The 13,420-nt window shown below is 66.4% G+C and carries 13 protein-coding genes; 7 read left to right on the top strand and 6 right to left on the bottom strand.

Going from position 1 to position 13,420, the window contains the following annotated elements; all coding sequences use genetic code 11:
- Nucleotides 1–4: 4 nt before the first annotated feature.
- From ACYVAN_RS21615 to ACYVAN_RS21605, 3 genes are all read right to left on the bottom strand, one after another.
- Nucleotides 5–388 (bottom strand): globin, encoded by a 384-nt coding sequence (locus tag ACYVAN_RS21615; RefSeq protein WP_460962458.1) that lies wholly within the window; start codon nucleotides 386–388, stop codon nucleotides 5–7.
- 157 nt (nucleotides 389–545) lie between these two features.
- The gene (locus tag ACYVAN_RS21610; RefSeq protein ID WP_460962456.1) at nucleotides 546–1,520 is read right to left on the bottom strand and encodes a mechanosensitive ion channel family protein; all 975 of its coding nucleotides are present in this window, start codon (nucleotides 1,518–1,520) and stop codon (nucleotides 546–548) included.
- A gap of 151 nt (nucleotides 1,521–1,671) precedes the next feature.
- Complete coding sequence (locus ACYVAN_RS21605; protein WP_460962454.1) at nucleotides 1,672–3,783, bottom strand: prolyl oligopeptidase family serine peptidase; 2,112 nt, start codon at nucleotides 3,781–3,783, stop codon at nucleotides 1,672–1,674.
- A 238-nt stretch (nucleotides 3,784–4,021) separates the two neighbouring features.
- On the opposite strand from ACYVAN_RS21605, the gene ACYVAN_RS21600 reads away from it, so the two are divergent.
- The 4 genes from ACYVAN_RS21600 (at nucleotide 4,022) to ACYVAN_RS21585 (ending at nucleotide 6,155) form a co-directional block, all read left to right on the top strand.
- Nucleotides 4,022–4,672, top strand: coding sequence for an HNH endonuclease (locus tag ACYVAN_RS21600; protein ID WP_460962452.1), 651 nt, complete (start codon nucleotides 4,022–4,024; stop codon nucleotides 4,670–4,672).
- Nucleotides 4,673–4,737: 65 nt separating this feature from the next.
- Nucleotides 4,738–4,947 carry a hypothetical protein gene (locus ACYVAN_RS21595; RefSeq protein ID WP_460962450.1) on the top strand — a complete coding sequence of 70 codons (210 nt, stop codon included), beginning with the start codon at nucleotides 4,738–4,740 and terminating at the stop codon, nucleotides 4,945–4,947.
- Between the two features lie 478 nt (nucleotides 4,948–5,425).
- Nucleotides 5,426–5,686: an aa3-type cytochrome oxidase subunit CtaJ gene (ctaJ, locus tag ACYVAN_RS21590; protein ID WP_460962448.1), complete on the top strand. Its 261-nt coding sequence runs from the start codon at nucleotides 5,426–5,428 to the stop codon at nucleotides 5,684–5,686.
- Nucleotides 5,673–6,155: a DUF5130 family protein gene (locus ACYVAN_RS21585; RefSeq protein ID WP_460962446.1), complete on the top strand. Its 483-nt coding sequence runs from the start codon at nucleotides 5,673–5,675 to the stop codon at nucleotides 6,153–6,155. The genes ctaJ and ACYVAN_RS21585 overlap by 14 nt, the downstream gene beginning before the upstream one ends.
- A 95-nt stretch (nucleotides 6,156–6,250) precedes the next feature.
- Here the strand turns inward: ACYVAN_RS21585 and pepN are convergent, their stop codons facing one another.
- Complete coding sequence (gene pepN / locus ACYVAN_RS21580; protein WP_460962444.1) at nucleotides 6,251–8,827, bottom strand: aminopeptidase N; 2,577 nt, start codon at nucleotides 8,825–8,827, stop codon at nucleotides 6,251–6,253.
- Nucleotides 8,828–9,069: 242 nt separating this feature from the next.
- Here pepN and ACYVAN_RS21575 point away from each other — a divergent pair, with 242 nt between their 5' ends.
- The 3 genes from ACYVAN_RS21575 to ACYVAN_RS21565 all read left to right on the top strand — a co-directional run bounded on the left by ACYVAN_RS21575 (nucleotide 9,070) and on the right by ACYVAN_RS21565 (nucleotide 12,042).
- Complete coding sequence (locus ACYVAN_RS21575) at nucleotides 9,070–9,684, top strand: mycothiol-dependent nitroreductase Rv2466c family protein (protein ID WP_460962443.1); 615 nt, start codon at nucleotides 9,070–9,072, stop codon at nucleotides 9,682–9,684.
- Nucleotides 9,685–9,824: 140 nt separating this feature from the next.
- Nucleotides 9,825–11,264 (top strand): aldehyde dehydrogenase family protein, encoded by a 1,440-nt coding sequence (locus ACYVAN_RS21570; protein ID WP_460962442.1) that lies wholly within the window; start codon nucleotides 9,825–9,827, stop codon nucleotides 11,262–11,264.
- 103 nt (nucleotides 11,265–11,367) lie between these two features.
- Complete coding sequence (locus ACYVAN_RS21565; RefSeq protein WP_460962441.1) at nucleotides 11,368–12,042, top strand: endonuclease V; 675 nt, start codon at nucleotides 11,368–11,370, stop codon at nucleotides 12,040–12,042.
- A gap of 112 nt (nucleotides 12,043–12,154) precedes the next feature.
- On the opposite strand, the gene ACYVAN_RS21560 is transcribed toward ACYVAN_RS21565, so the two are convergent.
- Together ACYVAN_RS21560 and ACYVAN_RS21555 are read right to left on the bottom strand one after the other, a co-directional pair.
- A complete protein-coding gene (locus ACYVAN_RS21560) occupies nucleotides 12,155–12,670 on the bottom strand; it encodes a suppressor of fused domain protein (protein ID WP_460962439.1) in 516 nt (171 codons plus the stop codon).
- Nucleotides 12,671–12,950: 280 nt separating this feature from the next.
- Complete coding sequence (locus ACYVAN_RS21555) at nucleotides 12,951–13,379, bottom strand: hypothetical protein (protein WP_460962437.1); 429 nt, start codon at nucleotides 13,377–13,379, stop codon at nucleotides 12,951–12,953.
- Nucleotides 13,380–13,420 lie beyond the last annotated feature (41 nt).

Below are 13,420 nucleotides of genomic sequence, written 5' to 3'. Positions count from 1 at the left end.
TCGTTCAGAACCACGAGTTCACCATGCTGTCGGCGGCCGATTCGAGGTACTGCCAGAGCTGGTCCCGATGGCCCGCTTGGAGGTTTGCCTCGTCCACGGCGATGCGCATGCACCGCAGCCACGCGTCGCGTTCGGCGGGGCCGATCTTGAACGGTGCGTGCCGCATCCGCAAACGCGGGTGCCCGCGCTGGTCGGAATAGGTGTGCGGCCCGCCCCAGTACTGCATGAGGAAGAGCCGAAACCGCTCCTCCGCCGGCCCCAGGTCCTCCTCGGGGTAGAGCGGCCGGAGCAGCTCGTCCTTGGCGACTTCCTGGTAGAAGCGGGAAACGATGAAGTCGAAGGTTCGTTCACCGCCGACCTGGTCGTAGAAGGTCTCCAAGCTGCTCACGGATCCCATCTTCCTCGGCTGCCGGTCGTACCGGGCTCGTCAACGGCGGGTCGGCCGCGTAATGCCTGCGCGTTCCCGCGTTCGGACACGTCCCACAGTACTTGTCGCTTTTCGGCGAGTGGTCGGGATGCGGGTCACAGTACGTGCAGGGCGCCGGTCACTGTTTCATGTCGATGGGGGGCAGCGGGCGACCCGACGGGTAGGGCGGCTGGATGCCCTCGTCGTCGTAGGCACGCTTGATGTCGGCACGGAGCTTGCGCTGCACCATCCACTGCTGCCCCGGGCGGACCTTGGCGGTCAGCCGGAGTGTGATCGTGTCCGAGGTGATCTGGTCGACGCCCAACATCTCCGGTGGTTCCAGGATGTCCTTGCGCAGTGGTTCCTGGGTGGCGGCATCGGAAGCGACCTCGGTGGCCACCGAGATGGCCAGCTGCACGTCGCTGGAGTGCGCGATCGGCAGGTCCACGACCGCGACGGCGAACCCCTGGCTGAAGTTGCCGACGCGCAGGATCTCGCCGTTGCGCACGTACCAGACCGTTCCGTTCAGGTCCCGCAGCGTCGTCACCCGTAGTCCGACCCCTTCGACGGTGCCGATCGCTTCACCGAGGTCGATGACGTCGCCGACGCCGTACTGGTCCTCGACCATCATGAACATGCCGGAGAGGAAGTCCCTGACCAGGTTCTGGGCGCCGAAGGCGACCGCGACACCGAGGACACCCGCCGAGGCGAGGATCGGGGCGAGCTCGATACCCAGCGCCTTGAGGGCGTACATGACGGCCAGGCCGAAGACGACGAACGAGGAGAGCGACTTCAGCACCGACCCGAGCGTCCGAGCGCGCTGCTTGCGTCGTTCGGTGAGCAGGTCTTCGGCGACGTCGCCGCGCCGCTCCTTCAACGGCTGCAACACCTTGGGGGGTTTGCCGTTGGTCTGCGTCAAGCGGGTGATCGTCCGGTGCACGAAGTAGCGCACCACCAGGGCGACCAGCATGATGGCCAGGATGTGGAGCGGTTTCGCGATCAGCAGGTCCGAGTACGTCGCGAACCACTCGTTCTTGGTCCAGTCGTAGACCGTGCCACACCAACTGCCTTCTTCTTCGACGCAGCTCGGTTGGGACAGCAGCGGGGGAGTCATGGGTCGGGGGTTCTCCATGGGTGTTGCGGTCGTGTCGGGGGTGCACGGCGGGTGACGACGGCATTACCTGCCGGAACTTCGTGAACGCCCCGCCGTTCACGAAGTCGTCTGTCACCCGCCTGGGCGTTACCCGATCGAGATGAGTATAGCGTCACTCCAGCGCAAGACCGGTGGCCTCGGCGAGGAAAGCGAGCTGATCGGTCGCGAGTCCGACGGTTCGGGACACTGAACGAGCCGAATGCCCCACTTCGGTCTCCCGACGCAGCAGCACCGGACGCTCCCGAAGGGCGGCCCCGGTCGCGTGCTGCACGGCAGCGCACATCTTCCGCGCGTGGTTGGGATCGACGCGGGTGTCCGAATCGAACACCGTGAACAGCACCGTCGGATAGACGGTCCCCGGCACGACGTTGTGGTACGGCGAGTACGACAGCAGCCAGTCGAGTTCCTCGGGCGACTCCGCGGTCCCGTACTCCTCGTTCCAGGTGCGGCCGAGGAGGAATTGCTCATAACGCACCATGTCCAGCAGCGGAGCCGAGCAGACCACGGCCCGGTAGAGGTCGGGGCGCTGGGTCAGCGCGGCCCCCACGAGAAGACCTCCGTTCGAACCGCCGGTGATCGCCAACTGCTCGGTGCTGGTCCAGCCTTCGGCCACCAGGTGTTCGGCTGCCGCGTGGAAGTCGTCGAAGACGTTCTGCTTGTTCTCCCGCATCCCCTCGGTGTGCCACTGCTCGCCTTCCTCACCGCCGCCGCGCAACGCGGGCAGCGCCCAGACTCCGCCCGCGGCCACCCAGGCCAGCGCCGACGGTGAGTAGCCGGGCTCCATCGACAGCGAGAAACCGCCGTACCCGGTCATCAACGCCGGTCGCGCGCGGTCCGGCTCGGCGTCCGGGCTCAGCACGAACATGCGGACGTCGGTGCCGTCCTTCGAGGTGTAGGTGATCTGCCGGGTGTGCACGTCGGGCACGTCGACCGAACCCGGGGCCCGCTCGGCGAGCACCGTCCGCCCACTCCCGGCTGCGAACACGTGCACGCACGGCGGGGTGGCGAAATCGGTCCAGCCGATCCACAGCCGATCCCGGTGATGTTCGGTGGCCTCGTCGACCGTGGTCAACGAGGTGACCTGCCCGGTACCGGGAAGTGGCACCTCGCCCACCCGCGCACCGGTGGCCGGGTCGTGCAGGGTCAGTTCGGAGACCGCGTGCCGGGTGCGCAGCGCCACCAGGCGCGCGGCGGAACCATCGTCGAACCAGCGCACCGCTTCGAGGACGGAGTCCGGCTCTTCGGCGATCAGCTCGCACCAGTCGGCCGGATCGGGCGTCGCCGGATCGGTCACGCACAGCCGCCAGCGCGAAGCGTTCAACGTCGTCTGGACGTACATCCGGCCGTCGCGCTCCACCCACGCCGAGGCGCGCACGCCGTCCGAAGTGTCGAGGATCTGGCGGAGTTCAGGGACCGCGTCGCTCCCGGAGAGGTCGGCGATCCACACCGAGTCGCGCCGAGCCGTGCCAGGACAGCCGTGGATCAGCAGCCAGCGTCCGTCCCTGGATACGCTGGTGCCGTAGTAGAAGGTGTGGTGCAGCCCTTCACCGTGGACCAGTAGATCCTGCTCGGGGTCTTTTCCGACGCGATGCCGCCACACGCGCCGGTGGAACTGTTCCTCACCCTCCGGTACGGACTCGGCGGGCAACCGACGGACGTAGAAGAACTCCTCGCCACCCGGAAGCCAGGAGATCGACGAGTACCGGCACCGGTCGATCGGGCCCTCGATCAGCGACCCGGTGGCCAGGTCGAGCACGTACAGCAACGACTCCTCGTTGCCGCCGACGGAGACCTGATACGCCAATCGGTCACCTTCGAGGCTCGGTGTCCAGCGGTCCAGGGTGGTCAACCCGGACGGGTCGAGTTCGCTCACGTCGAGCAGTACCCGTTCGGTGCCGTCCTCTTCCCGCACGTGCAGGACCGGGAACTCCTGCCCCGGCTCGCGCCGGGTGAAGAACTGTCGCCCGTTTCGCCACACGGGAGCCGACACCGAACCGGCCGCCAATAGCGACCGCATCCGCTCGGCGACCTCCGCTCGTCCGGGGAGTGCGTCGAGCCAACCTCGCGCCAACTCGTCTTGTGATTTCGACCACGATTCGGTGGCCGGGTCGGCGGGGTCTTCCAGCCATCGGTACGGGTCGGCGACCGGCCGGCCGTGGAGGTCGTCGACGATCTCGGACCGGTCGGCGTCGGGGTAGGTGGAAGGCAATTGAACATCGGTCACGGTGCTCGACGATACGTGCGTGGCAATGCTCCGATCCGGCCTGCCGATGCTTCGGTCCGGCCGTTCGCGATGGTGATCTCGGAACATTCGGCGCTTGATCAGAATTTCCAGTGAATGTTCCGTTCGTCGATGGTTCACCGGAATTTTGCGCGCAAGACGTCAACGCGGCGCGAATCACACGTGCGTTCGGGACGTGTTCTGTGTTCGACTGTTCTTCGAAACCGGCGGAGGTGGTCGCGTGACCGAGCGAAAACCTACTCCGAAAGGCGCGTCCGGGTTCGCGTCGAGAGCCGCACTGTGTCAGACACAGGCGCGCGGTGCAGGACTGCACCCGGCAACGGCCGACAAGGGGCCGGCGACTCTCGGGACGCTCTGGCGAAAGCGACGGGTCCTGCTGCTCAACGCCACGTTCGAGCCGTTGACCGCGCTCCCGCTTCGCAGGGCGGTCGTTCTCGTGGTGTGCGGAAAGGCCGAGGTGGTGCACGGCGACTCCGCCGGGCTCACCGTGAACTCGGCCACGAACGCCCTGGAAGTGCCTTCGGTCATCAGGCTGAGCAACTTCGTTCGAGTTCCGTACCGAGGACGGGTTCCGCTGTCCCGCGGAGCGCTGATGCAGCGGGACAACCACAGATGCGTCTACTGCGGTGCCCGGGCCGAAACCATCGACCACGTGGTTCCGAAGAGCCGAGGTGGACCGCACGCCTGGGAGAACTGCGTGGCGTGCTGTAGGCGGTGCAACCACCGCAAAGCGGACAGGACGCTGAGCGAACTCGGGTGGCGATTGCCGGTGGCTCCGCACGCGCCCCGTGGGCGTCACTGGCGATTGCTCGCGGGTCTCACCGACACCGACCCGCTGTGGTTGCCTTACCTCGGTGATCCGGAGGCCTGATACCGCTCCGGGGCGGCCTCTCGGTTGGGCGCTCATGCTGTAGCCGCAGCACTGATGCGGACGCCTTGCTGTCCGCTGATGCGGACGCCCTGTTGTCCGCTGATGCGGACGCCTTGCTGTCCGCTGATGCGGACGCCCTGTTGTCCGCTGATGCGGACGCCTTGCTGTCCGCTGATGCGGACGCCTTGCTGTCCGCTGATGCGGACGCCCTGTTGTCCGCTGATGCGGACGCCTTGCTGTCCGCTGATGCGGACGCCTTGGTTCCCACTGATTGATGCATCGTCAGTTGTAAACGCAACGTGATCAATCAGCGGCTGAGAAATGGCCGGGAGCGTCCTGAAAGTCCCCTGGATAGCGGTTTTCTTGTCCAGCATGGTGCGCCTCCGTGTTTAAAATGGTGTTTTCAGTGCCTGCGATCAAGCACGCAAGACCCATACAGGTGAAAAACTAGAAGCGCGAAAGCAGCGGAACAAGCCGCCAACCTGTCGTTGACTTCAACCGTCTGGTTGGGCTCCATTTGGGCGTGCTGGTTAGCCCAGTAGAGTTAAGAAAAGTGATGTGAGACACACCGAGAAATCGGTTGCTCGTGGTGACCGAACCAGTACGGGTGGTGATTTCGACCCGCCTGCGGGGCGGGGCCTCCGCGATGCGCGAGTGAGGTCGCCGGGATTGCGCGAGTGATGCGGCCGTGCGGCACGCGCGGGCTCACAGGTCAAGGCTCACAAACGTGAACTCATCGGATACCGTACGGGCGTGACTGTCGTGGAGACCTTTCTCGTCCTGGCGGGGATACCTGCGGCCATCTACGGATTGGTCGCCCTGATAACGCTGTGGCCGAAGCTCGCTCGTTCCCGGAAACGCTCGGGACAGGAATGGGACTTCGCCCCGGTGTTCTGGGTCGCCGACCCCGCGGTGGTGAGCAGCACCCCGCCTAAGGGTGTGGACATCGAATCCGGCTCGGCACTCGAAGCGGAACGCAGCACGGCCAGGGGAGGCGCACGTGGCAACTGGTGAAGTCGAGCAGCGGTCGGCAGCTGACCTCAACGCCGGTGAAGCCCTGACCGCGACCGGAAGGTTGTCGATCGCCAGGAAGGTCGAACCGGAGCAGCCGAACCTCCCGTTCTCTCCCACGGAGCTCTCGCGGCTGGACGAGGCGCTCACGCTGTCGAGCCGGACCACCGGCCTGGAGTTCGCGATCTACCTCGGGGACCTGGGTGAGCAGACCCGGGAAAACGCGGAAGCGCTGCACGCGAACCTCGGGGCCCGTGCGGGCGAGGGAGTCCTCATTGCCGTCTCTCCCGCGCAGCACCAGGTCGAGATCATCACCGGGGACGAGGCGTACCGGCGGGTCACGGACCGGAGCTGCCAGCTCGCCGTGATGAGCATGGTTGCTTCTTTCCGGGAGGGCGAGTTCGTCGAAGGGCTGATCAGTTCACTGCGGATGCTGTCCGACGCGGCTGGAAGCAGCACCGGAGCGCACTGAACGAAGCATCGAGTCCGGGACCTCGATGCTTCAGGCAGCACACCTGCCGAAGCTCCCGGACCGTCCCACTCGAACGGTCCGGGAGAAGCGGTCAGTCAGGACCGGTCGAACTCGCGTGCCGCCAGCGCCCGCACGATGCCGGCGCGTCCCTCCGAAACCAGTCGCCGCAGTGATGCCGCGTGCTCACCATCGAGCCACGCGTCCGCAGCTGCCACGGTCGCCGGCTCCACTGCCCACGACGGGAACAGTCCGATGACCGTGGGCTGGGCGCGCTCACTGGAACGGCGCCGCCAGACCTCGTCGATCTCGTCGAAGTACCGCTGGACGTACGGAGCCAGCAGCCCTCGCTGAGCAGGGTGCTGGAAACCGGAAATGATCGCGTCGCTGACCGCGTTCGGCAACTGATCGTCGTGCACAGCGCGCTGCCACGCCTTTTCCTTCGCCTCGGGTGTCGGGATCAGCGAGCGAGCCCGCTCCGAACGCCGCCGACCGGTCGCCGTCTGGTCCCGGTCGAACTCGGCGTCGATCTCGGACTCGGCCGCCTTACCGTGCGCGACGAGTGCCTGCAGCAGCTGCCAGCGCAGATCGGTGTCGACGACGAGGCCTTCCAGCGGGGCCGAACCGTCCAACCAGCCGCGCAGCACCTCGATCTGCTGTTCATCGAGAACGGACGAGGCCAACGCGTTGACGAACGCGAGCTGGTGGTCCGATCCGGGCTCGGCGTTGTGCGCGAGTTCGAGCAGGCGACCGGAGTACCGGGACCAGCCTTCGGTCTGCCACGCGGAATCAGCGTACGAGCCCAGCGCGGTCTGGGTCTGCATCAGCACCCGCTGGACCACCCCGATCTCGCTTTCGGCACCGATCCCGGCGTCGGCGGAACCGCCCAGCACGAGACTCACGAAGTCGCGTGCCTTGAGCTCCGCCTCCCGGGTCATCTCCCACGCCGTCGACCAGCACAGCGCGCGCGGCAGCGACTCGGAGATCTCCCCGATGCGGTCGACCAGCGTGGTCAGCGACCCCGGATCCAGCCGCATCGTGCAGTAGGTCAAATCGTCGTCGTTGACCAGCACCAGCTTGCCCCGGTGCACGCCGACCAGGTCGGCGACGTCGGTGCGCTCGCCGTTGATGTCGGTTTCCACCCGCTGGGTGCGAACCAGCTTGCCGGTCTCGGGGTCGTCGTCATAGACGCCGACCGCCACGCGGTGGGTGCGGAACTCACCCGCGCCGGGATGAGCCGGACTCTGCACCACGGTGAACTCGGTGAACCGGCCGTCGCCATCAGTCTCGAACTTGGGCCGGAGCATGTTCAGCCCCGTGGTCTGCAACCACTGCGCGCTCCACCAGGACAGGTCTCGCCCGGATGCACCCTCCAACGCCTGCAGCAGGTCGTCGAGGGTCGCGTTGCCCCAGGCGTGCCGCTCGAAGTACACCTGGAGGCCGGCCAGGAAGTTCTCCAGTCCGACGTAGGCGACGAGCTGCTTGAGCACCGAAGCGCCCTTGGCGTAGGTGATTCCGTCGAAGTTGACCTCCACCGCCTGCAGGTCGGCGATGTCGGCGGCCACCGGATGGGTGGAGGGCAATTGATCCTGCCGGTAGGCCCAGGACTTCTCGACGCTGGCGAACGTGGTCCACGCGTGCGTGTACTCGGTGGCGTTGACCTGCGCCAGCACGCTCGCCCAGGTGGCGAACGACTCGTTGAGCCACAGGTCGTCCCACCAGCGCATGGTCACCAGGTCGCCGAACCACATGTGCGCCATCTCGTGGAGCACGGTTTCCGCGCGCCGCTCGTAGAGGTAACTGGTGACCTTCGACCGGAAGACGTACTCCTCCAGGAAGGTCACGCAGCCGGCGTTCTCCATTGCTCCGGCGTTGAACTCCGGCACGAAGCACTGGTCGTACTTGCCGAACGGGTACGGCACGCCGAACGCCTTGTGGTAGAAGCCGAAACCTTGCTTGGTCTCGGTGAACAGCCGTTCCGCGTCGAGGTGTTCGGCCAGCGAGGCCCGGCAGTAGAGGCCGAGCGGGATCTCTTCGTCGTCGCCGGCGTAGACGTCGCGCCACTCCGCGTACGGCCCTGCCACCAGGGCGACCAGGTAGGTCGACATCGGCCGGGTGGTGTCGAAGACGTGTCGCCGGGTGCCGTCCGCCGCGTCGGAAACCTCCGCCGCGGCGTTGGAGACCACCTTCCATTCTGCCGGGGCGGTCACCGTGATCTGGTAGGTCGCCTTCAGGTCGGGCTGGTCGAAGCAGGTGAACATCCGCTTCGCATCGGCCGTCTCGAACTGGCTGTAGAGGTAGACACCTCCGTCGACGGGATCGATGAAGCGGTGCAGACCTTCACCGGTGTTCATGTACCGGCAGTCGGCGCGCACCACGAGTTCGTTGTCCTCGGCCAGTTCGGGCAGCCACAGCCCGGTGAACTCGTCGTACTCGGAGACGTCGAGCTCCACACCGTTGAGGACCGCGCTGTGCACGCGGGCGGCCATCAGGTCGATCCAGGTGCTGGCGCCGGCCTGGCTGCTGCGGAACCGTACCGCGGTGGTGGAGCCGAAGATCTCCACTTCCGGCCCACCCGCTCCCTCGGTGAGGTCCAGCTCGATCACGTACGACTGGACCTCCAACAGCGCTGCCCGCTGCTCGGCCTGATCGCGGGTGAGGTTCGGCGGGGCCACGGATCACCTCGTTGTTCGTCGGATTGGTGCCGGTGCGGGTTGGCATCGGCAGGGGCGCAAAGCATCCAATCACGTCGGGCGGATGGAACGCCGCCCGACGGTCCGCCGACACGCGTCGGCGTGTCGTTCGGCGTCTCCGGGAAGACATCGGCACCTCGCGGGGTTGGTCCCCGTAGCGGGACCGTTCGAGCGCGTGCCCGCGAACCGAACTCTTGCCCGCAATCCGATACTTGGAGCGTCTGATGACCGATTCGCGCCGCCCGCACGTCGACTTCTACTTCGACCCGGCCTGCCCGTTCGCTTGGGTTTCCTCCCGGTGGATGCTGGAGGTCGAGCAGGTGCGGGAAATCGATCTGCGGTTCCGCGTGATGAGCCTGGCGGTCCTCAACGAGGGCCAGGACATGCCGGAGGAGTACCAGGATCTGATGGCCAAGGCGTGGGGACCGGTACGCGTGATCATCGCGGCGGCCAAGCACCACGGTGAGGAGGTCGTCGCTCCGCTCTACACGGCCATGGGGACCCGGCTGCACAATGAGGGAAACAAGGACTTCGCCGAGGTGATCGGCCAATCGTTGGCCGAAGTGGGTCTTCCCGATTCGCTGGCCGAGGCCGCGAGCAGCACCGAGTACGACGAGGAACTCCGCGCCAGTCACCACGCCGGGATGGACCCGGTCGGCGACGAGGTGGGTACGCCCACGATCCACGTCGACGGCATGGCGTTCTTCGGCCCCATCACCACGCGTATCCCGCGGGGGGAGCAGGCCGGGGAGTTGTTCGACGCTGCCCGCACGCTGGCCGGCTACCCGTACTTCTTCGAGCTGAAGCGTTCCCGGACGGAGTCGCCGCAGTTCGACTGACCGGACCCGAAAACCGTTCGTTAAACGGTGATCATGCCGATGCGTCGCGTGATTCGTTGTGACAAGGTCGGTGTGACGCCGAGCGCGTCAACTTCCCGGGACTGTGGAACCGGGTGCAGAAGCGGCTTCTTGGAGGATTCATGGCATTGCCGACGACTCTGCCCACCGACAGCCGGGCGGATCACGTCATCGGTGGCGACTACGTCCCGGGTGCCGGAGAACGGATCGAGGTGGTCAACCCGGCCACCGAAGAGGTGATCGGCTCCGTTCCGGCGGGGACCGCGTCCGACGTGGATGCCGCGGTGACGGCGGCCCGACATGCCTTCGAGGCCTGGGCGGCGACGCCGGTAGCGGAGCGGTCGGCGATCGTTCGCCGCATCTCCGAGGGCATCGCGGCACGGCGGGACGAGATCGCGGCGACGGTGACCGCGGAGATGGGGTCCCCGATCGGGTTCTCCACTCAGGTGCACGCGAGCGTCCCCACGTTGACCTCGGCGGGCATCGCCGACGTGCTCGACGCGGGCTACGAGTGGACCGAGGAGAACGCCAACTCGCTGATCGTGCGGGAACCGATCGGCGTGGTCGGTGCGATCACGCCGTGGAACTACCCGCTGCACCAGATCGTGGCCAAGGTGGCGCCGGCTCTCGCGGCCGGTTGCACCGTGGTGCTCAAGCCCAGCGAGGTGGCGCCGCTGACGGCCGCCATCTTCGCCGAGGTCGTCGCGGAAGCCGGGTTGCCCGCCGGGGTGTTCAACCTGGTGCACGGCACCGGTCCGGTCGTCGGTGAGGCGATCGCCGCGCACCCGGACATCGACATGGTGTCTTTCACCGGCTCGACCCGTGCGGGACGCCGGGTGTCCGAGGTGGCCGCTCAGACGATCAAGAGGGTGGCGCTGGAGCTCGGTGGCAAGTCGGCGAACGTCGTGCTCGACGACGCGGACCTGCCCAAGGCGGTGAAGCTCGGTGTCGCCGGGTGCTTCCCGAACGGCGGCCAGAGCTGCAACGCGTTGAGCCGCATGCTCGTGCCGAGGTCGCGGCTCGACGAGGCGGTCGAGCTGGCCTCCGCTGCGGCGGCGAAGTACACCGTCGGCGATCCGACCGACGAGAGCACCCGGATCGGCCCGGTGGTCTCGGACGTGCAGCGGGACCGCGTCGTCGACTACATCCAGAAGGGCATCTCGGAGGGTGCGACCGTCGTGACGGGAGGTGCGGACAAGCCGACGGGGACGGACAAGGGCTACTACGTGCAGCCGACGGTTTTCTCCGGCGTCACCCCGGAGATGACGATCGCGCGCGAGGAGATCTTCGGCCCGGTGCTGGCGATCATGCCGTACGACGACGAGGAAGAGGCGATTCGGATCGCCAACGACTCCGAGTACGGCCTCTCCGGTGCGGTGTTCGGCTCGGACGAGCGGGCGATGGCGGTGGCGCGCCGCATCCGCACGGGTCAGGTCGCGGTCAACGGTGGCGGGTTCAATCCGAACGCCCCGTTCGGTGGTTACAAGCAGTCCGGCAACGGGCGCGAGTTCGGCAAGTTCGGCCTGGAGGAGTACCTGGAGGTCAAGGCCATTCAGCGCTGAGGTCGTGACGGTGAACGGGCCGTCGGATCGCCTCCGGGCGTTCCGGCGGCCCGTTCTCGTGTTCGGGCGCGTTCGCACCTTCGGGGTCTTCTAATATCGGGTGATGGAGATCCGCGACCTGCACGCCTGGCCGTCCACCGAGGACGAAGCGGTGGCGATCCAGCAGCGGCTGCGGCCGGTGGTGCGCTTCGACGGTGCCCCGGACGAGGTCCGCACAGCGGCCGGTCTCGACGTCGCGTACCGCGAGGACTCGGATCGGCTCGTCGCGGCGGTCACGGTTGTCGACGTCGCATCGTTGTCCGTTGTGGACTCGGCGGTCGTGCACGGTGTCGCGGATTTTCCGTACGTTCCCGGCCTTTTCGCGTTCCGTGAGGCGCCGTCACTATTGCGGGCCCTCACGCGGCTGTCCGTGGAACCCGATGTTCTGGTGTGCGACGGGCACGGCGCGGCGCACCCTCGCCGATTCGGCCTGGCGTGCCACCTGGGCGTGCTGACGAATCTGCCGAGCATCGGCGTCGGCAAGACGGCGATGGGCAGCTACGACTCGCCGGGCGTCGAACGCGGTGCGTGGACTCCGCTGTCGCTGGGCGGCGAGGTCGTCGGCAGCGCGCTGCGCACGCAGCGGAGCGTGAAGCCGGTGTTCGTGTCGGTGGGCCACCGGTTCACGCTCGACGCCGCGTGCGGGTTGGTGCTGGGTCTCGCGCCCAAGTACCGCCTGCCGGAAACGACCCGGTCAGCGGACCGGTTGGGGCGCGCCGCTGCCCGGTGGACCGGGTGACGGTCCTCGACGAATCGAGCTTCCACCGATGAACTTCGTGCGCGCTTGCCAATCGGCTCGTACGGCTCAGACCGCCGAGGGGCGAGTGACGTCGAGGATGTTCACCTGGCTCTCACGGAACCTCGAAAAGGGCCTCCGGGCCCTCCTGCTGGGAGAGAGCGGCTTCGCCGGATGTCACCGGGAGGAGCGAAACGATCTGCAGCGTCGCTTCCTCGCTGGTCGGGAACACGTTGAAACCGCTGTCGAAGTAGGGGCTCGGGTGCGCGAGAACGCCGCAGATGGCGGTTCCCTGCAGGATCGGCTCGTCGTTTTCGACGACCATGCCGAAGTCGAGACCACGCCCCATCTCGAGGAGCATGGAAGCGGTGGTGTCCGTCAGAAAGTGGGCGATGTGCTCCTGCCCGTCCCAGAGCGTGCAGGCCAGCTCTTCCGGGATCACTGCGGTGATCGACTGGAAGCGTAGCCCGTTGGTGACGACCGTGCTGATCGGAGGCTGATCTTGATGGAAGAACGTCAGGTCGTAGCCGCGGTTACCGTGTTCGGACTTCCCGGATTCGACCTTTTGCACGGAACCCAGGTGTTGTTCGAGGTGTCCCAGGATGCCGCTGGACTCTGCGGGCGTGTCCATTGATTCTCCGGTCGTTTCGGGCTGCTTGCCTGGTTCGGCTCCATGCAGTCTCGATTCGAGTCTACGGATGAGCGGGAAGGGTGATCAGTCAGGGCTGGCGTCACGCCAGCGGATTCCCCGGCTTTTTCGGGCCCTTGAAGATATCCCTCATATCGGTGGGTGCGCTGGGGATCGGAGTGAAGTTCGCCGACTGGAACATGTTCCGGGCCAAAGTGGGGAGTGGTCGTATCCAGGTGCTTCTGATTCGTGACTGTGTCCTTGGTTGGGCTGTCGCTTTGCATTAGGACGGGAGGTGTGCGCTGAGCCAATCGGGCATGTTTTCACTGTCACGAGGAAACAATTCTTGCTCTCGTGGGTAGCTGTCTTCCGGTGCGTTCCACGGAGGTTCGTTGTCGCGATTGTAAAAGATCTCGTACGTGTCCGGTGGGCTTATCCGAAAGAACGCTGAGAACCAGGTACCGGCGCCTTCTTGATACATGCCCACTCGGAGGCGCCAGAAGATGTTGTCCGCTTCCTTGGGTGGTTCCCAATTGATGGGGTTCCCATCGGAGTCTTGCACCCCGACGCCTACTTCCACGTGTCGGCCGATGCACAGGTACTCGATAGCGATGAGCCCCCAGCCGACAGGCGCTGAATCAACCACGATGGTGGCCAGCTCGTCCAGTAGCTCCTTCTGCTTCTCCGGTCCGAGGCCGCCTGGTTCGTTCATCGATACTCCTGTGTGTCCTTCTTTGGAGATTTGCTTGGTGG

The organism is Parasphingorhabdus pacifica (genome assembly GCF_054779195.1).
This window is presented reverse-complemented; position numbering and strand designations above follow the sequence as displayed.

Excerpts from the sequence above, each read along its gene's own strand:
- ACYVAN_RS21560 (WP_460962439.1), bottom strand. The coding sequence starts at position 12,670 with ATGGACACGCCCGCAGAGTCCAGCGGCATCCTGGGACACCTCGAACAA.
- ACYVAN_RS21575 (WP_460962443.1), top strand. The coding sequence starts at position 9,070 with ATGACCGATTCGCGCCGCCCGCACGTCGACTTCTACTTCGACCCGGCC.
- ACYVAN_RS21555 (WP_460962437.1), bottom strand. The coding sequence starts at position 13,379 with ATGAACGAACCAGGCGGCCTCGGACCGGAGAAGCAGAAGGAGCTACTG.
- ACYVAN_RS21610 (WP_460962456.1), bottom strand. The coding sequence starts at position 1,520 with ATGACTCCCCCGCTGCTGTCCCAACCGAGCTGCGTCGAAGAAGAAGGC.
- ACYVAN_RS21565 (WP_460962441.1), top strand. The coding sequence starts at position 11,368 with ATGGAGATCCGCGACCTGCACGCCTGGCCGTCCACCGAGGACGAAGCG.
- ACYVAN_RS21570 (WP_460962442.1), top strand. The coding sequence starts at position 9,825 with ATGGCATTGCCGACGACTCTGCCCACCGACAGCCGGGCGGATCACGTC.